General features: G+C 59.6%; 23 protein-coding genes. 11 read left to right on the top strand and 12 right to left on the bottom strand.

The annotated features are described in order from the left end of the window. Positions 1–24 precede the first annotated feature (24 nt). The 5 genes from OOT55_RS12600 to OOT55_RS12580 all read left to right on the top strand — a co-directional run bounded on the left by OOT55_RS12600 (position 25) and on the right by OOT55_RS12580 (position 3,282). Entirely contained in the window at positions 25–543 is a 519-nt protein-coding gene (locus OOT55_RS12600; RefSeq protein ID WP_265366217.1) for an ExbD/TolR family protein, read from the top strand. After that, complete coding sequence (locus OOT55_RS12595) at positions 540–1,049, top strand: ExbD/TolR family protein (RefSeq protein WP_265366216.1); 510 nt, start codon at positions 540–542, stop codon at positions 1,047–1,049. Before OOT55_RS12600 ends, OOT55_RS12595 begins: the two co-directional genes overlap by 4 nt. 1 nt (position 1,050) lies before the next feature. Beyond that, entirely contained in the window at positions 1,051–1,995 is a 945-nt protein-coding gene (locus tag OOT55_RS12590) for an AgmX/PglI C-terminal domain-containing protein (RefSeq protein ID WP_265366215.1), read from the top strand. A gap of 65 nt (positions 1,996–2,060) precedes the next feature. Continuing rightward, positions 2,061–2,243: a PLDc N-terminal domain-containing protein gene (locus OOT55_RS12585; RefSeq protein ID WP_024461552.1), complete on the top strand. Its 183-nt coding sequence runs from the start codon at positions 2,061–2,063 to the stop codon at positions 2,241–2,243. Positions 2,244–2,448: 205 nt separating this feature from the next. Next, the gene (locus OOT55_RS12580; protein WP_265366214.1) at positions 2,449–3,282 is read left to right on the top strand and encodes a putative porin; all 834 of its coding nucleotides are present in this window, start codon (positions 2,449–2,451) and stop codon (positions 3,280–3,282) included. Positions 3,283–3,315: 33 nt separating this feature from the next. Here the strand turns inward: OOT55_RS12580 and OOT55_RS12575 are convergent, their stop codons facing one another. From OOT55_RS12575 to OOT55_RS12550, 6 genes are all read right to left on the bottom strand, one after another. Beyond that, positions 3,316–4,506, bottom strand: a complete 1,191-nt coding sequence (locus OOT55_RS12575) for a DUF3570 domain-containing protein (protein WP_265366213.1) — start codon at positions 4,504–4,506, stop codon at positions 3,316–3,318. Beyond that, entirely contained in the window at positions 4,493–4,717 is a 225-nt protein-coding gene (locus OOT55_RS12570) for a DUF4266 domain-containing protein (RefSeq protein ID WP_265366212.1), read from the bottom strand. The genes OOT55_RS12575 and OOT55_RS12570 overlap by 14 nt, the downstream gene beginning before the upstream one ends. Beyond that, positions 4,714–5,190: a TlpA family protein disulfide reductase gene (locus OOT55_RS12565; protein WP_265366211.1), complete on the bottom strand. Its 477-nt coding sequence runs from the start codon at positions 5,188–5,190 to the stop codon at positions 4,714–4,716. The genes OOT55_RS12570 and OOT55_RS12565 overlap by 4 nt, the downstream gene beginning before the upstream one ends. A 35-nt stretch (positions 5,191–5,225) precedes the next feature. Next, a complete protein-coding gene (locus OOT55_RS12560; protein WP_265366210.1) occupies positions 5,226–5,864 on the bottom strand; it encodes an outer membrane beta-barrel domain-containing protein in 639 nt (212 codons plus the stop codon). Then, positions 5,834–6,628, bottom strand: coding sequence for an SH3 domain-containing protein (locus tag OOT55_RS12555; protein ID WP_265366209.1), 795 nt, complete (start codon positions 6,626–6,628; stop codon positions 5,834–5,836). The genes OOT55_RS12560 and OOT55_RS12555 overlap by 31 nt, the downstream gene beginning before the upstream one ends. Before the next feature lie 308 nt (positions 6,629–6,936). Beyond that, complete coding sequence (locus tag OOT55_RS12550; RefSeq protein ID WP_265366208.1) at positions 6,937–9,768, bottom strand: hypothetical protein; 2,832 nt, start codon at positions 9,766–9,768, stop codon at positions 6,937–6,939. Positions 9,769–10,093: 325 nt separating this feature from the next. On the opposite strand from OOT55_RS12550, the gene OOT55_RS12545 reads away from it, so the two are divergent. From OOT55_RS12545 to OOT55_RS12525, 5 genes are all read left to right on the top strand, one after another. Further along, the gene (locus OOT55_RS12545; RefSeq protein WP_265368828.1) at positions 10,094–11,266 is read left to right on the top strand and encodes a hypothetical protein; all 1,173 of its coding nucleotides are present in this window, start codon (positions 10,094–10,096) and stop codon (positions 11,264–11,266) included. 2 nt (positions 11,267–11,268) lie between these two features. Next, positions 11,269–13,755 carry a LamG domain-containing protein gene (locus OOT55_RS12540; RefSeq protein WP_265366207.1) on the top strand — a complete coding sequence of 829 codons (2,487 nt, stop codon included), beginning with the start codon at positions 11,269–11,271 and terminating at the stop codon, positions 13,753–13,755. 68 nt (positions 13,756–13,823) lie between these two features. Then, on the top strand, positions 13,824–15,416 hold the full coding sequence (locus tag OOT55_RS12535; protein WP_265366206.1) for a general secretion pathway protein GspF: 1,593 nt from the start codon (positions 13,824–13,826) through the stop codon (positions 15,414–15,416). Positions 15,417–15,544: 128 nt separating this feature from the next. Next, entirely contained in the window at positions 15,545–16,963 is a 1,419-nt protein-coding gene (locus tag OOT55_RS12530) for an NfeD family protein (protein ID WP_265366205.1), read from the top strand. A gap of 39 nt (positions 16,964–17,002) precedes the next feature. Next, a complete protein-coding gene (locus OOT55_RS12525; RefSeq protein ID WP_265366204.1) occupies positions 17,003–17,764 on the top strand; it encodes a slipin family protein in 762 nt (253 codons plus the stop codon). 62 nt (positions 17,765–17,826) lie between these two features. On the opposite strand, the gene OOT55_RS12520 is transcribed toward OOT55_RS12525, so the two are convergent. The 6 genes from OOT55_RS12520 to OOT55_RS12495 all read right to left on the bottom strand — a co-directional run bounded on the left by OOT55_RS12520 (position 17,827) and on the right by OOT55_RS12495 (position 24,399). Beyond that, positions 17,827–18,018: a CPXCG motif-containing cysteine-rich protein gene (locus tag OOT55_RS12520; RefSeq protein ID WP_265366203.1), complete on the bottom strand. Its 192-nt coding sequence runs from the start codon at positions 18,016–18,018 to the stop codon at positions 17,827–17,829. 68 nt (positions 18,019–18,086) lie between these two features. Beyond that, the gene (locus OOT55_RS12515) at positions 18,087–19,730 is read right to left on the bottom strand and encodes an ABC transporter ATP-binding protein (RefSeq protein WP_265366202.1); all 1,644 of its coding nucleotides are present in this window, start codon (positions 19,728–19,730) and stop codon (positions 18,087–18,089) included. Then, the gene (locus tag OOT55_RS12510; RefSeq protein ID WP_322113811.1) at positions 19,702–20,724 is read right to left on the bottom strand and encodes an ABC transporter permease; all 1,023 of its coding nucleotides are present in this window, start codon (positions 20,722–20,724) and stop codon (positions 19,702–19,704) included. Before OOT55_RS12510 ends, OOT55_RS12515 begins: the two co-directional genes overlap by 29 nt. A gap of 9 nt (positions 20,725–20,733) precedes the next feature. After that, positions 20,734–21,807, bottom strand: coding sequence for a microcin C ABC transporter permease YejB (locus OOT55_RS12505; RefSeq protein ID WP_265366201.1), 1,074 nt, complete (start codon positions 21,805–21,807; stop codon positions 20,734–20,736). Between the two features lie 28 nt (positions 21,808–21,835). Next, complete coding sequence (locus tag OOT55_RS12500) at positions 21,836–23,707, bottom strand: extracellular solute-binding protein (RefSeq protein ID WP_265366200.1); 1,872 nt, start codon at positions 23,705–23,707, stop codon at positions 21,836–21,838. Between the two features lie 98 nt (positions 23,708–23,805). Beyond that, the gene (locus tag OOT55_RS12495) at positions 23,806–24,399 is read right to left on the bottom strand and encodes a uracil-DNA glycosylase family protein (RefSeq protein WP_265366199.1); all 594 of its coding nucleotides are present in this window, start codon (positions 24,397–24,399) and stop codon (positions 23,806–23,808) included. A gap of 300 nt (positions 24,400–24,699) precedes the next feature. On the opposite strand from OOT55_RS12495, the gene OOT55_RS12490 reads away from it, so the two are divergent. Further along, positions 24,700–26,328 (top strand): lytic polysaccharide monooxygenase, encoded by a 1,629-nt coding sequence (locus OOT55_RS12490; protein ID WP_265366198.1) that lies wholly within the window; start codon positions 24,700–24,702, stop codon positions 26,326–26,328. Positions 26,329–26,349: the final 21 nt, after the last annotated feature.

Below are 26,349 nucleotides of genomic sequence, written 5' to 3'. Positions count from 1 at the left end.
CCCGGTTAAAGGACAGCAAGCGCGATGTTTCATCGACGGCGCCATCGACACAGAGAAGAAGCGGAGCTCGACATCACCTCCTTTATGAATCTGATGATCATATTGGTGCCGGTGTTGTTGATGAGCATGGTATTCGCCCGCATCACCGTACTGGATTTGCAACTGCCCAAAAGTGCCAGCAGCGAAGCGAGCGAAACCGACGAGCCCAATGAGCAGATTGAACTGATCATTCGTGACGATCATTTCCAGGTCAATTTCCCCGCCGGTGTTCCTGTCGAGCGGGTGCCTCATCAAGACGGTGAGCCGGACCTGCCCGCCCTGTCGGAATTGCTCCAGCAGGTGAAACAGACGCTCAAAAACCAGGGCATCGACAAAAACGATATTGTCATTCTGTCCGAGCCGGATACTCCCTATCAGACGCTGGTCAGTGCGATGGACACCGCCCGATCCTTCAGGGCGGTGGTGGCCGCATCGGTGGTGAACGCGGAACTCTTTCCGGTCATTTCCCTGGGCGATGCCCCGGTACAGGAGGCGAGCGAATGAAGCAGTCCATGCGCGCCCGCCGGATGGCCCGGCACCACCGTCGCCTGAGCCAGTTGCCCAAACTCAACCTGGTGTCCCTGATGGACATCTTCACCATTCTGGTGTTCTTCCTGCTGGTCAACTCGTCCGAGGTGGAAGTGCTCAGCCGGGATAAAAATATCGAGTTGCCCGCCTCGGTGGCGGACCAACAGCCGGATGAAAGTCTGCTGCTGGTGGTGGGGGATGAGCAGATTCTGGTAAACGGTCGTCCGGTGGCGTCCGTGGCCGATGTTCTGGCGCAGGAGGACGAGGAGATCCCCGGCCTGGCCGAAGAGCTGGTGCTGCGTGCCGAGCGCGCCCGACCGCTGACGGAGGCCGAAGCGCAGATCGGTCGACCGATCACCATCATGGGGGATAAAGGCATTCCCTATAAGTTGCTGAAAAAAGTGATGGCGACCTGCGCCGCGTCGGACTATCGCGACATCGCCCTGGCGGTCGACCAGATCGCGTCGGAGGCCGAGGGCTGATATGACCCGATTCCCGAGCCCCAATACCGAGCTGCCCTGGGAATCCAGCGTTGAGGACGATCAGCGCTATCGGCGGATACTGCGCGGGCTGATCATACTGTTGCTCATTCTTGGGCTGGTGATTCCGTTCGTGCCGCTGCCGGAGCCCAGCCGGGATGAAACGCCCGAACTGCCGCCGCAACTGGCCCGGGTGATACTGGAAAAAGAGGAGCCACCACCGCCTCCTGAGCCGGAACCGGAGCCCGAACCCGAGCCGGACGAGGCAGAACCGGAGCCTGAGCCCGAACCCCAGCCGGAACCCGAGCCTCAACCTGAGCCACCGCCCCCGGCCCGTGTGGAAGAGGCCCGGGAAACCGCCGCTCGCAGTGGCCTGATGCAACATCGGGACGCCCTGGCCGCCATGCGCAATACCCTGGATACCCGTAAGGTCGAGCAGGCCGCCCTGTCCGAGGGTCAGTCCGAGGCCGAGCGGCCCGAACGCAACCGCCTGGAAGGGCAGGTCGCCGAGGACAGCGGTGGCATCGACACCGATCAACTCAGTCGAGATACCGGCGGTGGCGAGCTGGCTGCCCGGGAATCGACCCGGGTCAGCGACGAAGCGGAAGCACTGGCCGCCGCCGAGGCCGAAGCCGCTGCCAGCGGCCCCAGAGAGCTGGCCGCCCGTAGCGACGAGGAAATCCGTCAGGTCATCGACCAGCACATGGGGGCCATCTTTGCCATCTACAACCGCGCTCTGCGCCAGGACCCGCTTCTGCAGGGTAAACTGGTGGTGCGTATGGTCATCGAGCCCTCGGGGGAAATTTCCGAAGCGCGCATAGAGTCCAGTGAGCTTGGCAACGACGAACTCGAGCAGCGCCTCCTGGCGCGGATTCTTCTGATCACCTTCCCCGATGCGGATGTGACCGTGACCCGAGTGAACTATACTTTCGACTTCTTGCCGAGATAAGGTCGCTGACCACCGGCGTCTCGGCATCCATCCAAGCGCCACCAAACCAACAGAGGAGCGCCTCTATGTCCATTGAGATTACCGGTATCCTGGGTCTTATTCTGCTCGTTTGCGTGATCTACGCCCTATTGCAGGTGGCCCAGAGCAAGGAGTCGAGCACCGCCAAGCTCATCTGGATCCTGGTCCTGCTGTTCCTCCCGTTTCTCGGTTTTATCATCTGGCTGTTTATTGGTCCCAGAGGCAAGTAAGGTCGGTGTGGCGGCCTTGCTTGTCGCGCAAGGCCGCTTTATCGCCGAATGTCGTAGAAAAGTTATGTTAATGCCTGGCGACGCTGTGGAACTTACCGATCTTTTGCGTACACTAATCTGACGCCCCAGGGGTACAGGGGTTTTACAGGATATGGCATCAGGAGTATTTGCCAGATCGATGAAATGCGATTTATGGAGATTTTTTATGATTAAACGTACGTCAAAAATAACGAGATGTATCCTCCCGGCCGCGCTTCTTCTCCCCACCGTTGGCGCCCTTGCCGATGAGTACCAATGGGAGCTCAGTGGGCACTACAGTCAAATAGACACCTCAACGACGGATATCGATAATGTCTCGGTCTCGGGAACCTACTATTTTTCACCCGTTGAGACCCGCGATCATCCTCTGGCGGAAGCTGCATTTCTGGAGCGTGAGAGTAATTTAAGTGTCCGACACTCCCGTATTGACCGCTCGTCCCAGGACCAGGAAATTGTTGACGACTTTGGCAGCTACACCATACTCGGTACGGATGCTACGACCGATAGAACCGATATCAGTGCGGAGTTTTATGTTCCGGGCGACCTTTTTTATGTTGGCCTGACGGCCCGTCGCTTTGACTATGACTCGGATTCTCCTTTTTCCAGTGACACGACCTGGAACGCATCGCTGGGCCTGACGCCGGTTGAGGGGCTGTTGGTTTACAGTACCTTTTATGAAGATCAGGAGCTGGATGAGAACTGGAACCTGAATGCCAAGTACGTTTTCGATCACTTTGGCCCATCGTTAGCCGTTCAGGCGAATTACGACTATGATGATTTTGCTCAGGATAGTTTGGCGCTTGCGGTGGATTACTATATTGACCGAACGTTGAGTGTTGGTTATCAGCGGTCCGAAGGGGTTGGAAGTGGACCAAAGTTGATCGATGGGAATCAACTGAGGATCAGGAAATTCTTTACCGATCGGTGGAGTCTTTCCGGTTTTTATCAGGATCTTGGAGAGCTGGACGGTTTCGGTGTCGAAGCGACAGTTCGGTTTTAATCGCCAGCGTGTAATGCCAAAACGCTGGCGATGTTAGAACCAGAACGATAGATAAAACCGGATCACGTCAGCATCAAATTGGTACAGCGGCTCGTCCCCGGCGGCGTAGTCGTCGGGGGAAACCCGCACATCGCGAAAGTCTTCGTAGTCAAAGCGGATGTGGTCCCAGTAGAGGTTGATGCTGCTGCGTTCAAAGCCCGGGATGGCAAAACGCGGCAGGTTATAGGTGGCACCCAGGCCAATCGTATTGGAGCTGAAGGGCCCCATTTCCTTGTCTCGGGCCAGATAGTTCTGGGCATCGCGGAAGTCGTACAGGTCCGAGTAAAAGTCCGCGCCGGTCTGATCATAGTGGCGTAACTTCAATTCGAACAACCAGTTGTCGTCGTGGCTGTGGGTGTAGCGCAGCTCACCGGTGTGGGCTTCGATGGCCCAATTGTCCTGGAAGTATCGGTATTCCCCGCGCAGAGCGGAGCGGCGATTGGGCAGATGGTAAATGGCCCGGAGACCGAAGGCGTCGCTGTTGCGGGTGTTGGGATAGACTTCCGGTTGATAGCTGTAGCCGCGGGCGCTACTGGCGTCCCGGTAGCGAACCTGCCGGTAGGCATTGTTGAGAAATCCCTCATCAATCACGGCTTCATAGCTGAACGCGGCAATCAGATCGGTGCGCAGAATTTGAGTCAGGGTCAGTCCGTAGCGGCGGCGCTCCAGATGCTCTTCAAAGTCGGGTCGATCGTTGCGACCGATTACATCGTCGCCATAGCTGGTGGTGAGGCTGATGGTGGTCAGGTCGCCAAAAAAGGTCTGGGTGATACCGAAACTGACGGTTTCCGCGTCGTAATCATTTTCCTGGCTGGTAGCGTAGCCGGCGCTGATCAAGGTGCGATCGTTCAGATAGTCGATGCCGGCATTGTATTCGGTGCGCTCTTCGGCGTAGGGGCTGGCGGCGGAGTTGACGTCCACCCCGGCGGCTTCCACATCAATGGACGCGCCGCTGACGGTATCAACGTAGTATTTACCGGAGACGGACACCGATTCGCCGACGCTCTTGCGCACCAACACCGAAGGCCCATCAATCTTGACGCCACCCCCGTCATAGCTGTGATACAGAACATCGATGCGTTCTTCCGGCAGCACGGACGCCCAGGCGGTGCCGGCAAAACACCCGACAACCAAGAGCGCGAGCCCCTGCTTTAACCCGGTGCGCAATCGATCAGTTGCAACCACAGCCGCCTCCCGCACTGCCATCAGCGCCGCGACCGGCCTCCCGGGCGTCGTGCACATGACCCAGATAACTGCTGGAAACCGGGTCGCGATCAAAGCTCATGATCGGGTCGGCCAGCTTCTGGCGTTCGTAGGGCTGCACCCAGGGCTGCACACTGCAGGCACCGAGCAGCGTGCAGAAGGCGAGCGCGAGGCTGTAGCGAAGGGGCTTCATTCGCGAATCAGCTCCCGGATCTGGTCGCGGTACTTGGCTTCATCACCTTCTTTGTAGCCGCGATTGACGTAACGCACATTGCCATCGCGATCCACCATCACGGTGGTGGGCATGGCGCTGACCTGGTAAGCACGGCTGGCGGTGCTGTCGGGGTCGTACAGAATCGGGAAGGTGACGCCGACATCGTCCAGAAATTTCTGCGCGGCCTCGGGGTTCTGCTCGACATTGACGCCGAACAGGGTGAAACCGGCCTGCTCGTAGCGGTCGTGCAGTTCTTCCAGCAGCGGCATCTCCTTGCGGCAGGGCGCGCACCAGGAGGCCCAGAAGTTGATCATCACCACTTTACCGCGCTGCTCTTCCAGTCGGACGTTCTCACCACTGTCGCTTTTCAGGGTGAAGTCCGGCGCCTTCTCGGCATAAGCCGAGGCCGCGAAACCGAACAGGGCGACCAGCAAATAGTGCGTCAATCTCATGGCTCAATTCCTCTCTTAAAACCCGATCATCATGATTAGAAAAACAACGACACGCCCAGACGTGCCTCCAGATTGTTGACTTCCACTTCCCGGCCGAACAACTCGTGGGTGAACACATGGCCGCGCATACCCAGATCCAGAGCCAGCCAGTCGGTGGTGTACAGTTTGAAACCGGCGCCCAGGTTGTAGGTAAAGTAATCCTGCCCGGCGAACTCGGTATTGCCGGCGCCGCCGATCACATAGGCACTGGTGTTGAAGCTCCAGTTTTCCGTGAGATAAATCTGCCCCGGCAGGAAATTGTACCCCAGGGACAGGTTGTAATAGGTGTAGTCCCGCTGGTCTTCGGTGAGCAGCTCCACCGCGCCGCTCAGCAATTCATAGCTGGTTTCCCGGGTTTCGGTCCGGGCGGCGTTGGCCTGCAGGAAAATCGCTTCGGTGACATGATAGCTCAGGCTGACCCCGGCCACGGGATTGCTGCCGAAGTCCTCCACGCTCATCAGCCCGTAGAACACACCCAGCTCGAAATTCTCGGTGTCCAGATCGCGCTCACTGATCCGCCGGCGCTCCTCGTCCGGGCCGACAATATCACCCAGCGGCCCGTCCTGAGCGAGGGCCAGGGGTGCCGTGCTCGCCAGGGCGAGGACTAGAAGTAGACGTTGAAACCCAGTTGCCATTCGTTAACCTCTTCGTTGGTGTCGCGGCTGGTGAGTATCTGGTGTTGGGTCATTTCCAGGCGCAGGAAAAAGCGCCGGGTCAGGTAGACGTAGGCACCCAGGCTGGTCTGAAACAGATTGTCTTCCCGGTCCTCGGCTTCCACCAGGGTGGCACTCGGTTGAATACGGATCTGCCCGGTGCCCAGCCGGAAATACGGCGAAACCCACCAGTCGGGAAAGGGCTGGTGCATCAACCCGACGCTGGCAATCCGGCTGTCGGAAAACTGCCCGGTATTCTGACTCAGCCGCAGGTCGGCGGTGAGGTGTTCGGTAAACCGGAAGCCGAGGTTGAGCCCGAGGGCGTCGGCTCCGTCGAAGTCACCCCCGGCAAAGCCGAGTTCCCAGCGCCGATCGCCATAGTCCTCACGGCTGGGCGCACGAATGTCGGGGGCCTGGCCGGTGCTGTCTTGGGTGTTGGCCAGGTTGTCGATGTGTATCCAGCCGGTTTTCCCGCGCCGGGTGGTGATTTTGATCCAGTCGGTACGGCGTTTTTCGAGCTTAATGGCTTCGTCTTTTTCGATGATATGAAAGATCGGATAGCCTTTGCCGGGACCGGTATGAACGTCGATATACGTTGTGGCGACGGTTACTGTCGGGTCGTCGGCGTATGCGGTTAGCGTGCAGAAAAAGCAAAGAATTGTTGTGAGTGTTATAGCTAGTGCTTTGGATACTGAACGTCCGGTCCGCTGTGGGGTGAAGCGTTTCAAGACTCGCTGTAAATACATCCCTGTACGCTCCTCACCGCTAGTCCCGCGGGTGAGGGTCTTGAAACGCTTCACCCCACAGCGGCCCTCAGTGCGCTGTATCTCACCTCTCTCTCTCCAGTGACCTTGGGCGGTGCTCCTGAGGAGTTTTCTACAGAGTGAGGAGGTCAGGGGCGGGGTATACCCTTCCAGGACCGTAGAGCGCGGGATTCGCGATCCCGAGCGTACAGGGATGTATTTACAGCGAGTCCTGGAAGGGTATACCCCGCCCCTGACCGGACGTGAAGCTAAACCAGAAGGTTCAAGCCCATGCAAAAAAACCAAGTCCCTCATTCGTCGTCCTGTCGCGCCCGGTCAAAAGGGTTATTGTAATAGCGGGCGCCGGTGTCGAGCCATTCCCGCAGGAGTCGGAGTTCATCGGGGTTGAGCATACCATGGTGATCCACCGCGTCGGGATCGGTCAGATCATTCTCCTGCTCAAAACGGGCAAAAAATGCGGCGCTGGCTGCTGCTCCACCTCGGGACAGGGGAGCTTGTACCGGGACGGTGGTCAGAATCGGAATCGGGTTGCCGTCCTCATCCAATACCAGCTCACCCTCCTCATCGGTTTCAAACTCCCCGGTTTCCACCAACAGATCGACCACCGCGCCATCGACCAGCGTCACCTCATCGTCACCATTGAGTAGCTCAAGGTAAGACGTCATCTGACCGTTGCCTGCCGCATTGCGGGTCAGCTCCAACTGCCCGGCGGGGACCCGAGGCGCATCGTCGGCATCGAAACGGGTATGGCAGCCCACACAGGTGTGGTCCACGGGCTCATCGAATTCATCCAGGACCAACGTCGCCTGACCCTCATCGTTTTCCTCGGTCAGCAGTCGCTGACGTTCCCACAGGTTCTGAATATGGTTTTCATAATTGATCACCACCCGGCACAACGCGGTCCATTGAGTCTGACAGCCTTCGCTGGTGGGCGGGTAAGTGGCCGAGACGGTCAGGCCTTCGTCAGGGTTTTCGCCGTTGGCGTACTCGCGGTAATCGTCCGCCGCCAGGGCGCTGTACAGACGCCGATGGTCCGGGTCCGGTTCGCGCACCGCCGGGTCGGTCCAGATGTCGGTGTAGCGGATATTCACGTCCGGTTTACGGGGGCCTCTGGGGCTGCAGGTGGCGGGGTCATCGGGATTGCTGCAGGTGAAGGCGATGGCCGCGTCGAACTGGGCCATGGTCTGCTCCAGTTCGGGAAACACCGGGGTGTCAAATCGATCCGCGCGCCGGGTATTGGGAAAGGGGAGGCCCTCGGTATCCGCGCCGGTATAAGCGGGGAGCGGGCCGCGTTCGGGGTGGCCGTGGGGGACTTCACTGTCGGCGCTGTGACAGCCCTGACAATTTCGTTGCTCCCCGGGACGCAACTGCAACCAGTTGCGGTGCGGGGGCATGATCCGGGTGCCCTCGGCATCGACGATATCGAAACTGAAGGCGATATCCGCGGGCACCTTGGTCATTACCGAACCGTCGGGCTCGATGGGCACATAGCCGAGAATTTCCAGCAGGCCCCGGTTCTGGTTGAAGCGGTTGCCGAACACCTCGTCGTTCTGGTCGTTCAGGGTATCGTTGTCCGGGCTGGAGACGGCTTTCAGCAGTCGCAGGAAGCGGGCGGGCCGCTCGGCGGCCGTGGTCTGGGCCGGGTCCATCAGAGCGTCGATATCGACGCTCGCTTCGCCGTCCAGGTCGTACACGCTCTGAATATGCAGTACCCCTACGCCTTCACTGACCCAATTGGACTCGCCCACCAGGGGCTCCTGAAAGCCGGGCCGGGGGCGGGGTTCCAGGGCGATGGGGTCGGTGACCATCTGGTCTTCTTCCGGCAGCACGACCGGCTGCTGGGTCGGGCCTTCCGGGTCAAACACCCACAGGCCGAACAGCGGTGGGGCGGGTTCGCTGCCCTCGGTGTTCAGCCATTCGTCCGTACAGGGGCGAATCCGGACGCCATCCTCCTGCTCGGGGTCGGGCACGGACACACGGCAGGGGCTCCAACTGACCAGTAAGCGCTCACTACCGTCCTGCATGGGATAGGCGGCGTGGTAGCGCCCGGCACGGGAGATATCGCCGTTCAGGGGAATGGGTCGATCGGCGAGTGACGTCTGGGCCGGGCCGCCCTCCACACCGTCCAGAGTCTGATCATTTTCAACGTGGTCGGCCACGTCCACCCGTACCAGGTCGCCGCCAAGCAGCTCGTCTCGTGGCTTGGCAATGGCCAGCAATTGACCGTCCAGTGTCAATCGGGTCGAGAAGAGGGCGGGTGCCTCATTGCCGGCCAGACTGTGGTAGCCGTAGCGCGGCGCCAGGCCTGTCCCGTCGGGGTTGAGCTGATAGAAGCTCAGCCGGTTCTGCGCGAAACCATCCCAGCGGGTGAACAGCACCCGGCCGTCGGCGTCGATCAGCGGCTGCAGGTCGTGGCTCTGGTTGTAGCTGATCTGGTCGATATTGCGCCCGTCCGCATCCATTACATGGAGCACCAGGGCGTCCTGGTTGTCGTTTTCGGTCTGGGCCGCGAACTGGGGTTTGCCGTCGTCCAGCAGCACCGCCCGGCTGCGGCTCTGGCGGGTGGAGCTGAACAGGATGCGGTCATCCGGCAGGTACTGAGGGCTGACATCCTGGCCCGCTTCGGCGCTTAAATCGGAGCTGATCACCCGGCGCAGGGACTCGGTGCTCAGGTCGTACTCCCAAATATTCCAGGTGGGTTGTTCGTCGTCATCCGCGTCTTCGATTTCCGGCGCCCGCAGGGCAAACAGAAAGCGGTTCCCATCCGGGTGGACGGCAATGTCCTTCACATCATAAAGCGCCTCCTCATCGAACAGCCCGGCGGTCAGTTCACGTCGGCCCGCCGTCGCGGTGGCCCGGTCCTGAAAGTACAGTCGGGCGCCGGGGTTAAACTGGGCCGGCTCGGTCAGTACGTCAGCCAGAATTTCGTCGGAGTCTTCATCCCGGGGGATGGGGCGCAGTACATAGACAATCGGGAAATCCACCACCACCGGGTCCGGTGTCTGCCCGCCGCTGCTGTCGTCACCGGACCCCACCGGGTCACCCACACCTCCGCCACAGGCAGTGAGCCCGAGGGCCAGAATCGGCAGCAATGTCGAACGTGTGATGGCACCAAGTGTCATGGCGGATGTCCCGGAGCAAAAGCGCCATTATCAGGGCTTTCGGGGCCGACGGAATGGGATCCAGTGCCAAAAAACGGGGTTGAATGCCGGAAGTGTGATCCACTTATCAAAACCAGTGGCTAAACCCGCACAGGAACTGGCCGGTATCATCCCTATAATGGCGTAAAAAGCGCGTCAAATGTTACACAAATAATCACCAGACCCCTGCCGGCCAACGTGGCCCGGTCTGGCGGATAAGCACCAATGGCCTTGGGGAACAACTGTGAAAAGCACCCACCGACCTTTGCAACGAGGCGTCCTCCGCCTGCGCTCCGTTTTCTGTCAGTTGCTGATACTGTGTAGCGTTGCGGCGCAGGCCGGCCCCCGGGAGCAGGCGCTGCAGATTCATAACCGTATTGCCGGAGTGCCGCCCAGCGAAAGCGTGCTGTTGCAAATGGCCGACCTGATCGCCGGGGAAGAGGTTGACGCCGCGGTTGAGTTGGCGATGGACAATGAGCATTTCTACAGTGTCACCCTGAAAAACATGGCCACGCCCTGGACCAACCGGGATCAGAGCGTGTTTGCACCGCTCAACGATTACACCGCCACCTTTATCGGCATGGTGCGCGACGGTGAAGATATTCGTGGCCTGCTCTATGACAATATCCTGTATGTGGGAAACACCAGCGGATTGCCCGCCTATGCCAATGACGACAATCAGCATTACGAGGCACTGGAAACCCAGGGCCTGCCGCTGGGCGACCCGGAAGTACTGGTCAAGCGCACCCAGTCGGATGTCAACGGTCTGCCCGCCGAGGCGACCGCCGGGGTGATGACCAGTCGAGCCGCAGCGCGCGCTTTCTTTTACGCGGGCACCAACCGAGCCATGTTCCGCTTTACGCTACTCAATCATCTTTGCCGAGACCTGGAGCAGGTGCACGACACCAGCCTCACCCCGGACCGAATCCGTCAGGATGTCAGTCGCAGCCCCGGAGGGGACAGCCGGGTCTTCCTGAACAACTGCATGGGCTGTCACAACGGCATGGATCCCCTCGCCCAGGCGTATGCCTATTACAACTGGGACTATGATGCCGACGCCGACCCCGAAGGCGAAAACGGTCAACTGACCTACAACCGCGAGGGTGAAACCGAAGCGGAAACCGGCACCCGCGTGGTGCCCAAGTACCATATCAATGCCAATACCTTCCGCTATGGCTATGTGACCATGGACGATCGCTGGGATAACTACTGGCGCAAGGGAAACAACCGGGTGCTGGGCTGGAGCGATGCACTGCCGGGCAGCGGCGAGGGCGCCAAGAGCATGGGCATGGAGCTGGCACACAGTGAGGCCTTTGCCAGCTGTCAGGTGGAGAAAGTCTTCCGCCAGGTGTGTCTGCGCCAACCGGGTAGCCCCGAGGACCACCAGTTGATCGAAACCGCCACCGACAATCTCGAAAGTGCCGGGTTCGATCTGCGCCGCGCGTTTATCGACACCGCTGACTACTGCAAGGGAGAGTGATGATGAACCTGATAAAGCACTCTCCAATCGTCCTAGGACTTCTATTCCTGTTGGCAGGCTGTGGCTCCGATAGTGGCAGCGACGTCCAACAGAATGTTGACCCCAATCAGGAACCCCCGGCGGCCACCTACGACGGCCCGGCCCCGCAGACCGATGATGTGCAGCAATTCAAACTGTCGGTGTGGGATCCGCTGGCGGTGGAAAACCGTTGTGGGAGTTGCCATGGCACCGGCGGACAGGAACCCACCTTTGTGCGCTCGGACGATATCAATCTGGCCTATGCGGATATCAATGATTACATCGACCTGGAGCAACCCGCCAATTCCCGCCTGGTGACCAAGGTCGCCGAAGGCCACAATTGTTGGCAGGCCAGCGCCGACGCCTGTGCGGACATCATTGAGGGATACGTCGAAGCCTGGGCCAGTGCCTCCGGTTCGGTCAGCACACGCGTGGTCTTTGAAGCGCCGGATGATCAGGCCGTCGGTAGCAGCAAAATCATGCCCGCCGAGCCGGGCGAATTTGCGAGCACGGTCTATCCGCTGCTGACCGAATACTGCAGCGAGTGCCACGCACGCAGTGCACCCACCGCCCAGCAACCCTACCTGGGCAGCAGCTCCGTGACCACCGCCTTTGAGGCCGCTCGCACCCGTATGCGCCTGGATGATCCGGCGGATTCCCGACTGGTGCAACGGCTGGGTAACGAGGGCCACAACTGCTGGAGTGACGACTGCCAGAGCGATGCCGATGCCATGACCGCGGCCATCACCGAATTCGCCGACAGTATCGCGGAAACCGAGATCAATCCGGATCTGGTGGTCAGTCGGGCGCTCAGCCTCGGTAACGGCATCGTCGCCAGCAGTGGCGGGCGTATCGATACCCACGTCATTGCCAAGTACGAATTCAAAACCGGTCAGGGTCCCATTGCGTACGACACCAGTGGTGTCGAGCCTGCCGCCAACCTCAATCTCAGTGGTGATGTGCAATGGATGAGTTCCTGGGGGCTTCGTCTGAACAGCAGCGGCAATGACGGCAAGGCGCAGGCGGCCACCAGCGGCAGCCGCAAGCTGCATGACCTGCTCACCGCCACCGGTGAGTACAGTATCGAAGCCTGGGTGATTCCCGACAATGTGACCCAGGGGGACGGCGGTGCGGACACCGCCCGCATTGTCAGCTACTCCGGTAGCAACGATGTGCGCAACTTCACCCTGGGCCAGACGCTCTACAACTACGATTTCCTCAATCGCAGCGGCGAGACCGATGTCAATGGTCTGCCTGCCCTGTCCACCAACGATGCTGACGAACGTCTGCAGGCCACCTTGCAACATGTGGTGGCCACCTTCGATCCGGTCAACGGTCGGCGCGTGTATGTCAATGGTGAGTTCACCAACGACGAGGATCCTCTGGCCGGTGCCGCGCTGGAAGAGTGGAGCGAAACCTTCGCGTTGGTTCTCGGTAACGAAGTGTCGGGCAGCGACCACGCCTGGAGCGGCAGCATCCGTTTTCTGGCCATTCACAATCGCTCGCTCGCGCCCGACGCCATCCAGGCCAATTTCGACGTCGGCGTGGGCGCGCGTTTCTATTTGCTGTTTAACGTCTCAGGGTTGATTGATATTGAAGGTGCCTATGTGGCTTTTGAGGTGCAGCAGTTCGACGATTACGGATACCTGTTTGCCGAGCCCTTCTTCCTGACCCTGGATGATGACGTGACCGTACCGCCCACTCCGATCAAAGGTATACGCATCGGCGTCAATGGTCGGGAATCCCCGACGGGTCAGGTTTTTGCCGCCCTGGATACCGAGCTGAATTCCGAAGCGTTTGTCGAGGGGCGTCAACCCCTGTCCGGCCAGGGCGCCGTGATTGAACTGCAACAGGGGCCGGACAGCGATCAGTTCTTCCTGACCTTTGATCGTCTGGGGGAGCATGAATTCGTTCGCGTGGAGTCCGAGCCACCGGCGCCGGGCAATCCCCCGGTGATTGAGGATCAACCCGGCCTTGGCTTGCGCTCCTTCGCCGCGATCAACGCCACCCTGTCTACCGCCACGGGGATCCCGGGTACCACCGCCTCGGTGGCCGGTACCTATGAAAAAGTCCGCCAGCAATTGCCCACCGACCCGCAGTTGGACGGCTTTGTCGCCGCGCACCAGATGGGGGTGACCCAATTGGCCGTGGCCTACTGTTCGGCTTTGACGGCAGACAGCGACAGGCGCAGCGACTATTACGCCGGATTTGATTTCAGTGCGGGTGTCAGTGGTGCGTTTGATGACAGCGGTCGGTCGGCGGTGATCGAGCCGTTACTGAAACATCTGCTCGCCGCCGAAATTGAAGGCGAGCCGCTGGCCAGCCAGGCGGACCCGGTGGTCCTGCGCACGGAAATGAATGATCTGATTGATCTGATGGCGGTCAGCGGCGGCGATGCCGAGCGCAGCCGCACCATTGTCACCGCTCTGTGCGCCGCTACCTTGGGCAGTGCGTTGACGCTATTGCAATAACCGTAGTTCAAGCACCGTTATTCAGAAACAATGTCCTCGACCAACCCGGAGCAATAAGGCAAACCATTATGGCTAAACGACAGGCTCCTCTGCACCCGGATGCGCCCCTGCTGCTGGACGGTCACCACCGGCCCATGACCCGGCGGGAGCTGATCTCTCACGGCTTCAAAGCCGGCGCCGGTACGATAGTCGGCGGCTCGTTGAGCGGACTGATCGTCAACTCCGCCCTGGCCCAAGAGGTGAATCTGGCCAACGATATCGAGCAACTGCGCCAGGACTGCGGCATCGCCAGCACCGGAGCGGGCAAGATCCCGTTTATCTGCTTTGACCTGGCCGGGGGCGCCAATATGGCGGGCTCCAACGTGCTGGTGGGCGGCCCCGGAGGCCAGTTGGATTTCCTGAGCACGGCCGGCTACAGCAAGCAGGGACTGCCGGGGGATATGACACCCCAATCCTCCACCGAGGATTTTGTGAACACCGACCTGGGGTTGGCGTTTCACAGCGACAGCCAGATGCTCGCCGGTATCCTGGAGCGGGCCGGCGCTCGCACTGAATTGGTCAACGGCTGTGTGATTCCGGCCCGCTCGGAGAACGACACGGGTAATAACCCCCACAACCCCATGTACGGCATCAACCGCGCCGGTGCCAACGGCGAGCTGCTGGCGCTGATCGGCTCCCGGGCCAACGACTCCGGTGGCAACTCCCTGGCGCCCGCCTCCCTGATCAACCCGGAAGTGCGCCCCACCAAGGTGGATCAGCCCAGTGACGTCACCGGTCTGGTGGATACCGGGGATCTGGTCAACATGCTCAGCCAGGAAGACACCGTGCGGGTGATGGAATCCATGACCCGTATGAGCCGGGCACGGCTGAACAACCTGAATTTTGGCACCACCGAAGATGAACAGCTCAAGGAACTGCTGAGTTGTGGCTACGTAAAAAGCGCCGATCTGGCGGCCCGCTTCGGCGACCCGGCCTCCATCGACCCGGAAGCGGACCCGGACATCATCGGCCCCAACGGCATCTTCTCGGAAGCCGAATTCATGGGTGATCGGGAGTTCCGCAAAACCGCCTCGGTCATGAAACTGGTGGTGGAGGGCCGCGCGGGTGCGGGCACCGTCACCATGGGGGGCTACGACTACCACACCGGCGACCGGGCTACCGGCGAAATCCGCGACCTGCGCGCCGGACGCTGCATCGGCGCCTGCCTGGAGTACGCGGCGCGCAAGGGTGTGCCGATCATGGTGTATGTGTTCAGCGATGGCTCGGTATTCAGCAACGGCATGATCGATGATTCCCCGGAGGGGCGCGGCAAAGGCGTCTGGACCGGTGACAATCAACAGACCGCGGCGTCCTTCTTCCTGGTGTACAACCCGAATGGTCGTCCGCAGCTGCTGGAATCCAATGGCGGGCCTGAGGTGCATCAGCAGATCGGCTACATGCGTCCCAGCGGCGACGTGGAAACCGCCTCCACGCCAGCGGCCAACAACGTCAACCTGCTGGTGGAGACGGTCGTGCTCAACTACATGGCGCTGCACGGCGAGCAGGGTCAGTTCGCCAATGAGGACAAGTTTCCCCGCAATGGCCTGGGTAATGCCGCCATGATGGATCGACTGACGGCGTTCCAGCCAATCTGTAATGGCACTATCGATAATCCTGCATAACCCTTTGTTTCAATAATGGCGGATGCGTGACTGGGACCGCGATCCATATTGATCGCCACTCCTACCCCCTCCGTATTGTTTGGGTGACGCTCAATCTCTGCTAATCTCATAGGTGGAGGTGGCAACCCATGAGATGGAATCGACGCGGTTTTACCTTGTTACGGCCGGGGCTGCTGCTCTGGCTCGCCCTGTTGATGCTGGGCGCCTTCGGCCTGCAGGCCCAGGAAACGGACGATAACGCGTCCGGTGGCCCCCATGTGGCCGAACTCACCATTGACGGACCCATCGGGCCTGCCACCAAAGACTATATTCTGCGCTCCATCGGTACCGCCCACGAAGCCGGCGCTCATGCCGTGCTGATACGGATGGACACCCCCGGCGGTCTGGACGCTGCTACCCGCGACATGATCAAAGGCATTCTCGCCGCCCCCCTGCCGGTGATCACCTACGTGCACCCCGCCGGTGCCCGCGCCGCCAGTGCCGGCACTTATATCCTGTACGGCAGCCATGTCGCCGCCATGACCCCCTCCACCAGCCTGGGGGCTGCCACCCCGGTGCAGATGGGCGGCCTGCCCACACCGCCCAGCGGCGAGCAGGAATCGGGCAATGAGGGCGATGAGGAATCCGAAGAGGCGTCCCCGGAGGAGTCTTCACAGCCCGGCAGCGCCATGGAACGCAAGGCGATCAATGACTCGGTGGCGTTTATTCGGGGCTTGGCCGAACGCTATGACCGCAACGCCGATTGGGCCGAGAAGGCCGTCCGTGAAGCGCTCAGCCTGACCGCCAGTGAAGCGTTGGAACAGAATGTGATTGACGTGCTTGCGGACAATAGGGAAGACCTTCTTGCTCAACTCGACGGCCGCGAGGTCAAACTGGAAAGTGGTCCGTTCACACTTCAAACGGCGGGGCTTCCCATCGTGAATTACGCACCGGACTGGCGCAGTGAGTTACTGGGCATTATCACCAATCCGCAGATTGCCTCGATTCTGCTGTTGATCGGGGTCTACGGGCTGATACTGGAAGGTTACAACCCGGGGGCCATGGTGCCCGGTGTGGTCGGTATCATCTGCCTGCTGCTCGGGCTCTATGCGCTGCAGGTGCTGCCGGTGAACTATGCGGGGCTGGCGCTGATCGTGCTCGGCGGCATACTCATACTGGCGGAAGCGTTTCTGCCCAGCTTCGGGGTGCTCGGTATAGGCGGAGTGATCGCTCTGGTGATGGGTTCCATCATGCTGGTGGATACCGATGTGCCGGGCATGGAAGTGTCCTATGAAATTGTGGGCGCTGTCGCTGCGGTGGGGTCTCTCGCCGTTCTGGGGATCATCACCATGGTCGGTCGCAGTTTGCGAATGCCGCGCAAGGATGTCAGCCACGCCATGGTGGGGCGGGTTGCGGAAGTGACCCAGGTGAGCGAAGAACATGCAACGGTTCGTATTGATGGCGAGTTCTGGACGGTGTCCAGCGATCAACCGCTGAAACCTGGCGACACGGTGGAGGTGGTGTCGCAGGACGGTTTGCACTTGACGGTACGCCCTACCGGTCAGTAAGGGGCGACTGGCACTTTAATCCAAGAACGGAGATACCCTATGTTATACGAATATTTCTTTGGTTTACTCATCACTTTTGTGGTGCTGCTGCTCGCTTATGCGATTCGCATTCTGCGCGAGTATGAACGGGGCGTGGTGTTTATGCTGGGCCGCTTTCAGAAGGTCAAAGGCCCCGGCCTGGTCATCATCATTCCTTTCATCCAGACCATGGAAAAGGTGGACTTGCGCACCATCGTCATGGATGTGCCGAGTCAGGACGTGATCAGCCGGGACAACGTATCGGTAAAGGTAAATGCGGTGGTTTACTTCCGGGTGGTTGACCCGGAGAAGGCCATCATCAATGTGGAACAGTACTACGAAGCCGTCAGTCAGCTGGCTCAGACCACGCTGCGCTCGGTACTGGGTAAACACGAGCTGGATGAAATGCTCTCCGAGCGCGACAAGCTGAACCAGGATATTCAGGAAATTCTGGATCAGAGTTCCGACACCTGGGGTATCAAAGTCAGCAACGTGGAAATCAAGCATGTCGACCTGGATGAGAGCATGATCCGGGCGATTGCCCGACAGGCCGAGGCCGAGCGCTCACGGCGCGCGAAAATCATTCACGCCGAGGGTGAGTCACAGGCCGCAGCCAAACTGACCGACGCCGCCGTCGAGCTGTCGCGCAACCCCAATGCGATGACGCTGCGCTACCTGCAGACGCTGATTGATATTGCGGGCGAGAAAAACTCCACCATCGTATTCCCCCTGCCGGTGGATATGCTGGGCAGCATCATGGAGCAGTTCAAGTCCAAATCGTGATGGGCTTTTAACTGGTGGATGACGGGGCTAAGCCCCGTCATCCACCAAAAAACCACCCACCATCACTCATTCTCCTGCCGGGCATACACCTCCACCGCCTCGGTCTCATCAATCACGACATCCACACTGATGGGCTGACAGCATACGTGGCAGTCCTCCACATAGGACTGCTCGCTGATTGACGGATCAATCAGCAGGGTGATGACTTCATCGCAATAAGGGCAGTGGATATTTTTCTCGATCTGTTCAGACATAACCGCCTCTCCCTATAGATAGCGCCTTGGTCTTAGACGTTCGCCCACCGCCGGTGTTCCGGGTTGGGTCAAAGCGTGGGGATTGCCGCCATTAACTGGCGAGTATATTCGGCTTTGGGCGCTTCGAATACGGCTTTTGCATCGCCCGATTCTACCACCTTGCCGGCCTTCATGATCATCACCCGATGACTCAGGGCCCGAACCACACTCAAGTCATGACTCACAAACAGATAACTCAGGCGCCGCTCGCGTTGCAAGCGGCGTAACAGGTCGATAATGTCTTTCTGAACCGATCGGTCCAGCGCTGACGTGGGTTCATCCAGAATCAGTAACTTGGGGTCGAGTATCAGCGCCCGGGCAATGGCAATGCGCTGACGCTGGCCGCCGGAAAACTCGCCGGGATAGCGGTGGCGAGTGGCGGGGTCCAACTGCACCGCCTCCATGGCGCGTACCACCTCGCGGTCCAGTTCGTCGGCACTCATTGAGGTGTGTACCCGCAGTCCCTCGGCGATAATCTGGCTGACTGACATGCGCGGGCTCAGGCTGCCGTAGGGGTCCTGAAAGATAATCTGCAGACGCCGCCGCAGTGGTCGCATCGCTTTGTGATCCAGAGCGTTGAGATTAAAGCGCTGTTCGCCTTCCTCGTTGAACCAGATATCGCCCCGGCTACCGATCAGCCTCAGCAGGGCGCGGCCCAGTGTGGTTTTTCCGGAGCCGCTTTCGCCCACAATACCCAGGGTTTCCCCGGCGCGAACGGACAGGCTGATATCGTCCACCGCCTTGACATGATCATACACACGTTTGAAGACGCCTCGGGTCATGGGGAACCAGACGCGCATCTGATCGGCGCTTAAAATCGTCGGGGCATCATCGGGAACCGGCTCGGGCTCGCCTCTGGGTTCGGCGTCAAGCAGCCGACGGGTGTACTCATGTTTGGGCTGGTGGAAAACGTCCCGGGTCGGCCCGGTTTCAACCACTTCGCCCGATTGCATGATCGTGACCCGATCCGCGAGTTGACGGACAATGGCCAGATCGTGAGTGATGAACAGCACCGCCATGTTCAGCTCTTGCTGCAGATCCTGAATCAGCTTCAATACCTGCGCCTGAATGGTGACATCCAGTGCCGTGGTCGGCTCATCGGCAATCAACAGGTCCGGCTCGTTGATCAGGGCCATGGCGATCATCACCCGTTGGCGTTCACCGCCACTGAGTTCGTGGGGCAGGGCGTCGAGTCGTTGCTCGGGGTTGCGCAGGCCGACCCGGTGTAACCACTTCAATACCGTGGGGCGGGCATTTTTGCGGGCCGTGCCATTGTGCAGAAACAGTGCTTCGGCCAGCTGTTTTTCGATGCTGTGCAACGGACTGAGGCTGGTCATCGGTTCCTGGAAAATCATACTGATGCGCGCGCCCCGAATCGGGAGAAGATCCCGTTCAGGCAGACGCAGTAAGTCCTGTCCTGCGAAATGAATCGCGCCGTCGGTGTAACGCGCACTGTGCTCCGGTAGCAATCGGAGAATGGATTGGGCGGTAACGGATTTGCCGGAACCGCTTTCCCCCACCAGAGCGAGTGTTTCGCCTTTGGCAATGGCCAGGCTGACTCCGGAGACCACGGTCTTATAGGCATCTCCGGTGCGGAACTGGACGGACAATCGGTCAATATGGAGTAGCGTTTCGGTCATGGCGTTATCGGGTCCGATTGGGGTCGAGGGCATCGCGAGCGGCTTCTCCAACGAACACCAGCAGGGTGAGCAACACGGACAGCACGACAAACACAGAGAGACCAATCCAGGGTGCGTGCAGGTTGTTTTTCCCCTGGCTGACCATTTCGCCCAGCGAGGGCGAACCAGGCGGTAGGCCAAAGCCGAGAAAATCCAGCGCAGTCAGGCTGGTGATCGAGCCGACCATGATGAACGGCAAAAAGGTGACGGTGGCCACCATGGCATTGGGTAACAGATGGCGGAACATCAGCGCGCGATCCGACACCCCGAGTGCCCGGGCGGCCTGTACGTAGTCAAAATTTCGGGCCCGCAGAAACTCCGCGCGCACCACACCCACCAGTGCCATCCAGCCGAACAACAGCAGAATGCCGAGCAGAATCCAGAAACTGGGTGGGACAAAACTGGCAATGATGATCAGCACGAACAGTGTGGGCACGCTGGACCAGACCTCCAGCAGGCGCTGCCCGAACAGATCAATTTTGCCCCCGTAGAAACCCTGCACGGCACCGGCCGCAATGCCGACAACCGAGGTCAGCACGGTCAGGATCAGACCGAATACCACGGAGATGCGAAAGCCGTACAGCAGGCGGGCGACGATGTCCCGGCCTTGATCATCGGTGCCGAGCCAGTTTTCGCCGGTCGGTGGGCTGGGCGCTGGTGTGGGCAAGTCGTAGTTGATGGTACGGTAGTTGAAACGGATCAGGGGCCAGAGCATCCAGCCTTCGTCGTTGATCAACCCGGCGATGTAGGGGTCCCGGTAATCGGCGTTGACGGCGAAGTCGCCACCGAATTCCAGTTCGGTGTAATCGTTCAAAAGCGGAAAATAAAGCTCGTCCTCAAAACTGATGAGGATGGGCTTTTCATTGGCAATCAGGTCAGACAGCAGGCTCACGGCGAACAGCGCCAGAAAAATCCACAAGCTCCAGTAGCCGCGCCGGTTGTTGCGAAACCGATGCCAACGCTCTTGATTGAGTGGGGTCATGGTCAAGCGCAACTCCTAACGGGATTCAAAATCAATGCGGGGGTCCACCCAGGTGTAAGCCAGGTCACTGATAATCCCGATCAACAATCCCAGCAGGCCAAAAATGTACAGGGTGCCGAACATCACCGGATAGTCCCGCTGTAAGGTGGACTCAAATCCGAGCAGGCCCAGTCCCTCGAGGGAGAAAATCACCTCAATCAGCAGCGATCCGGCAAAAAACATACTGATGAAGGTGGCGGGGAATCCGGCGATCACGATCAGCATGGCATTGCGGAATACGTGCTTGTACAGAATACGTTTTTCGGTAGCGCCTTTGGCCTTGGCCGTCATGACGTACTGTTTATTGATCTCATCCAGAAACGAGTTCTTGGTCAGCATCGTCAGGCTGGCGAAACCGCCGATGGTCAACGCCAGTACGGGCAACGCCATATGCCAGAAGTAATCGAGGATCTTCTGGTACCAGAGCAGTTCGTCAAAGTTCTCCGACACCAGGCCACGCAGCGGGAACCAGTTGAAGTAGGAGCCGCCGGCAAACAGGATGATCAACAGAATCGCAAACAGAAAGCTCGGAATGGCGTTGCCGATGACCACCACCCAACTGGTCCAGACATCAAACCGGGAATGATGTCGCACGGCTTTGCGGATGCCCAGAGGAATGGAGATGGTATAGATCAACAGGGTGCTCCACAGCCCGAGTGACAAGGAGACGGGCAAGCGCTCGATGACCAGCTCGATCACCGAGCGGGCCCGAAACAGGCTGTCACCGAAGTCAAACACCAGATAGTCCTTGAGCATGATGACGTAGCGCTCCCAGAGCGGCTTGTCGAACCCGAACTGCCGTTCGATTTCGGCAATCACTTCCGGGTCCAGGCCGCGGGCCCCTCGGCTGTCCCCGGAGTTCTGGGCCACTTCGCCCGATGCGGCGCCACTGACCCGATCGAGGTCCGTGCCTTGGACGTCAAGCGCGCTTGCCAGCATCTGCTCCACCGGGCCGCCGGGGGCGGCCTGGACGATAAAAAAATTGAGTGTGATGATCGCCAGCAGGGTGGGAACGACCAACAGCAGCCGGCGAATGAGGTAGGCGGTCACAACAGCTTACTCCGCGTTAAACGACGCACTAGCGTGTGAGTTTCTTCGCTTTTTCGTCGTCGAACCACCAGGTACTCAGGCCGATGGCGTATTCGGGCCGTTTTTCCGGCCGATCGAACTGATTCCAGTAGGCGATGCGGAAGTAGCTGGAGTGCCAGTGGGGGACCAGGTAAAAGTTCCAGCGCGCCACCCGATCAAAGGCGTGGCCATAGGCCAACAGCATATCGTCGTCCTGCTGATGCTCCTCAATGCCCCGGATCAGGGCATCAATCACCGGGTCCTGAACGCCCGCCTGATTATAGGTGGAGTCCACATAGTCCGAATGCCAGGTAATGCGCATATTCGGGTGGGGGTAAGGGTTTGCCCGATAGCCCTGGAAAATCATATCGTAATCCCGGGAGCGCAATCGGTTCAGAAACTGGGTGCTGTCGACCTGGCGCAGGTTCATGGTAATGCCCAGACGCTCCAGGTTGCGCTTGAACGGCAGGCCGATTCGCTCGCCCGTAGAGGAGTAAATCAGCAGTTCAAATTCAAACGGCTTACCGCTCTCTCCGTGCACCATTTTGCCGTCTTTCAGCTCCCAGCCGGCGTCCTTGAGCAGCGCCATGGCTTTGCGTAGCGCCGGGCGAATATTGCCCGAGCCATCGGTCTGGTTGGGCACCCAGACCTCGCCGAACACTTCTTTCGGAAGCTGATCACGGAACGGCTCCAGAATACTCATCTCCCGTTCGGAGGGCTCGCCCTCGGCCATGTAGGGCGTGTTCTGGAAAAAGCTGTAGGTGCGTTGATACTGATCGTAAAACAGATTTTTGTTCATCCATTCGAAATCCAGCGCATAGTTGATCGCCTGACGGACGCGTCGGTCGGCAAACAGCTCGCGTTGAATATTGAAGACAAACCCCTGGGCGGGCTGGGGAATATCGTGAGCCAGCTCGTCTCGCTGAATATCGCCGCGGGTCACTGCCGCCACGTCGTAATCTTCGGCCCACTGCTTGGCCACATTCTCCTGGCGGAAGTCGTATTCACCCGCCTTGAAGGCCTCCAGCGCGACATTGGTGTCCCGGTAATAGTCGTAGCGCATGGTTCTGAAATTATTGAGGCCCTTGCGGCTGGGCAGGTCGGCCGCCCAATAATCGTCTACCAGCTCATAGGTGACGCTCTGGCCCATTTTGTACTCACTGATGCGATAGGGGCCGCTGCCCACCGGTGGCTTGTCCAGCGGCTCGGACAGGTCCCGATCCTGCCAGTAGTGGGAGGGAAATACCGGCAGATCCACGAGGTTCTGTATATCTTCCCGGCTCGGGGTTTCAAAATGAAACTTGACCCGGTGCTCGTCCAACACTTCCGCCTGAATCACATTCTTGTAGTGGTTTCTGACAAAGGGCACGCCCTGATCCATCAGCTTGTCAAACGTGAAGGCCACATCCTTGGCGGTGACCGGTTTTCCGGCCTGATCCCGGGCTTCCGGGTTGATATTGAAAATCACCCAGGCGTAGTTCTCGGGGTATTCAAGGCTTTCGGCGATCAGCGGGTAATAGACGCCAATCTCGTCATCGCTGGCCGCCATCAACGGATCGTACAGTTCGCCACTCATGGCCGCCGGGTCGCCCCGCTGGGCATAGCGATTGAAATTGTCGTAAGTACCGATTTCGGCCAGAACGATTTGTCCCCCTTTGGGTGCATCGGGGTTGACGTAGTCAAAGTGCTCGAAGTCGGGTCCGTATTTGGGCTCACCCCGGGCGGCGAAGGCGTGGCTTTTGATAATGGGAGCCGCGGCTGACTCGGCGGGCGACTCGGTCTCGGCCATGGCGGAAGCGTTCAGTAACAGCATGGCGAGCAGCGAGCCGCTCAAGGCACGGAGAGTCTGGCGGTAGAAGCCCGGACGAAGTTGATCGAACATGGTAATCCTCATCATGATGAAGCCGGTAGCTCAGGCGGTTAGAACTCCGCACGTCGAATGGGTTCAAGGCTAAGGCAATTTAGCGCCAATTTCCATGGTTATGGGTGTAACAGGCCGGCCACCCGCGTCCGCAGTGCCGGCACCACCTCCGCCTCAAACCACGGATTGCGCCGCAACCACAGGTTGTTCCTGGGGCTGGGGTGGGGCATGGGCAGCTTATCGGGCCAGTAGTCCCGCCAGTTGGCCACCCGTTGGGTCAGGGTACCCCGGCTTTTGCCCAGATGGTAGGCGTGGGCGTATTGGCCGATCACCAGGGTCAATTCCAGGTTGGGCAGTTTCGCCAGCAGGTGGTGGTGCCAGGTTTGGGCGCACTCGGGTCTCGGCGGCAGGTCGCCGGAGCGGCCCCTGCCCGGGTAACAGAAGCCCATGGGGATGATGGCCAGTTGGGTGGGGTCGTAAAAGGTCTCGCGGTCGATGCCCATCCAGTCCCGCAACCGGTCGCCACTGGGGTCATTGAACGGCAGCCCGGTGTCGTGCACCCGCCGTCCCGGCGCCTGAGCGGCCACCAGGATGCGGGCGTCCGGGTGAAATTGCAGGACCGGCCGCGGCCCCAGGGGGAGTGAGGGGGCACACAGGGTGCAGCGGCGAACATCGTCCAGCAAGTGTTGCCAGTCGTTGTAGGATGTTGGCAAGCGAATACCTCCCGCAGTCGTCAAAGTGTTCCGGAATTGTAAAGCCACTGGGACACGTCTGTCGTGCCGGATGATCGGTTGACGTTGGCCTCAACTTTGAGGGCCCGTGGACTTTTGTGCCCACTTGTTGAAATGTCGGTCACGGGTTGTACGAGATGTGTCCGGCTTCATATTTTCTTCCCTCCAAAAACACGAAGCTACCCGCGATCCCAACCCGTTTCGGCACCAGAGCCGTAAGGCTTTGTGGGATTGTTGTACCCGAAATCGTTATTTAATAATTGACTATAAGAGGGACTATCTATGCGGTACCAATCGTTGTTATTCGGTTCATTTACCCTGATGTTGTCCGCCAGTGTGATGGGACATGGCGTGATGTCGGAACCGGCGTCACGCAACTGGTTCTGTGGCGCGATCTCCAAGCCCGACACCGCCGAGCCCGGCAGTGCCTGTGCCCAGGCCTTCGAGGACGACTTCAATGGCGGCTACCAGTTCATGAGTGTGTTGACGCACGATCTGGGGCGCAAGGGGGTTTCTCCACTGCCCGATAATGTCTGTGGGTTCGACAGTGAGACCTGGCAGGGCGGTGCCACACCCTGGGACAAGGCCATCGACTGGCCCACCAACGACATCAGCCCCGGGCCCCTGACCATCACCTGGGACATTTCCTGGGGCCCGCACTTTGATGACACCGAAGAATTCGTCTACTACATCACCAAGCCGGACTTCCAGTATGAGGTGGGTAAACCGCTGACCTGGGACGACTTTGAGAGTGAGCCCTTCTGTGACCTCACCGGCTATGACGATACCAACCCCGGCGCCACGCCGAACATCACACCGGAGAAGGGCAGCTCGCTGTTCCATACCGAGTGTGTGGTGCCGGAGCGCACCGGGCGTCACGTCATTTACGGCGAGTGGGGCCGCAACTACTTCACCTATGAGCGTTTCCACGGCTGTATTGATGTGCAGTTCGATGGTGACAACGGGGGTGATCCGCAACCGGATCCGGTCGTGGCTGATTTGACCGCGTCGCCGGCAAACAGCGTGTTTGCCGGTGCCGGCGAGATTCAGCTCAGTGCCTCTGGCTCATCCGGCAGCAACCTCAGCTATAACTGGAGCGTGGAAGCCAGTAACAGCTCCCTCTACTCTCTGAGCAGCACCTCGGACGCCAGTACGGTACTGACCCTGGCCGAGCCGCAGTCCGAGAGCGATGTGACTGTCCGGGTTCAGGTGAACAACGCCGATGGTTCGGACACCGATTCCTTCAGCTTCACCCACGTACCCTCCACCGGCACCAGCTGGGAAGATGTGGCACCGCTGACCAACGCGGCACAAACGCTCAGCGCAGGCGACGAGGTGCAGTTGCGTCTGGTGACCAACGAAGGGGCTGATGTTTACCTGCCGAGCACACCGTTTGTGGTCGACAATGGTGATGCTACTGTCTGGACCTATGAGTTTGCACAAGCCGTCAACGGGGAAAACACCGATGTACGGGTTGGAGTGCTGAACGATGACGGTGACGTTGAGCCGGCTCAGAGTGCCACGGACAACCGCGTATACGCGCAAGTGCCGTCCGCCTACAGCGGCGCCTTCCTGCAGGTGGACGAAGCGGATGACGGCGATGATGGTGGCAATGGTGGTGCCAGTTGCGAGTACGTCATCAACAGCGACTGGGGCTCCGGTTTCGTGGCCGGGATTGTCATCACCAACAACGGTTCCGAGACCATCAACGGTTGGGAAGTGTCCTGGGATTACAGCGGCAATACCCAGGTAACCAATGGTTGGAGTGCCGAGCTGTCGGGTTCGGGCCCGTACACTGCCAGTAATATGGATTGGAATGGCACGATTGCACCAGGGAGCTCTGTGGAGTTTGGCTTCCAGGGTACCGGCAGTGCTGAAACCCCCGAGGTGACCGGCGAAATCTGCGACTGATCACCGGGAGTGTGAGCAAAA

This window comes from Marinimicrobium sp. C6131 (assembly GCF_026153455.1).
In the GTDB taxonomy this organism is placed as follows: domain Bacteria; phylum Pseudomonadota; class Gammaproteobacteria; order Pseudomonadales; family Cellvibrionaceae; genus Marinimicrobium.
Note: the sequence above shows the minus strand (reverse complement) of the source record. Positions and strands in the feature narration are given on the sequence as shown.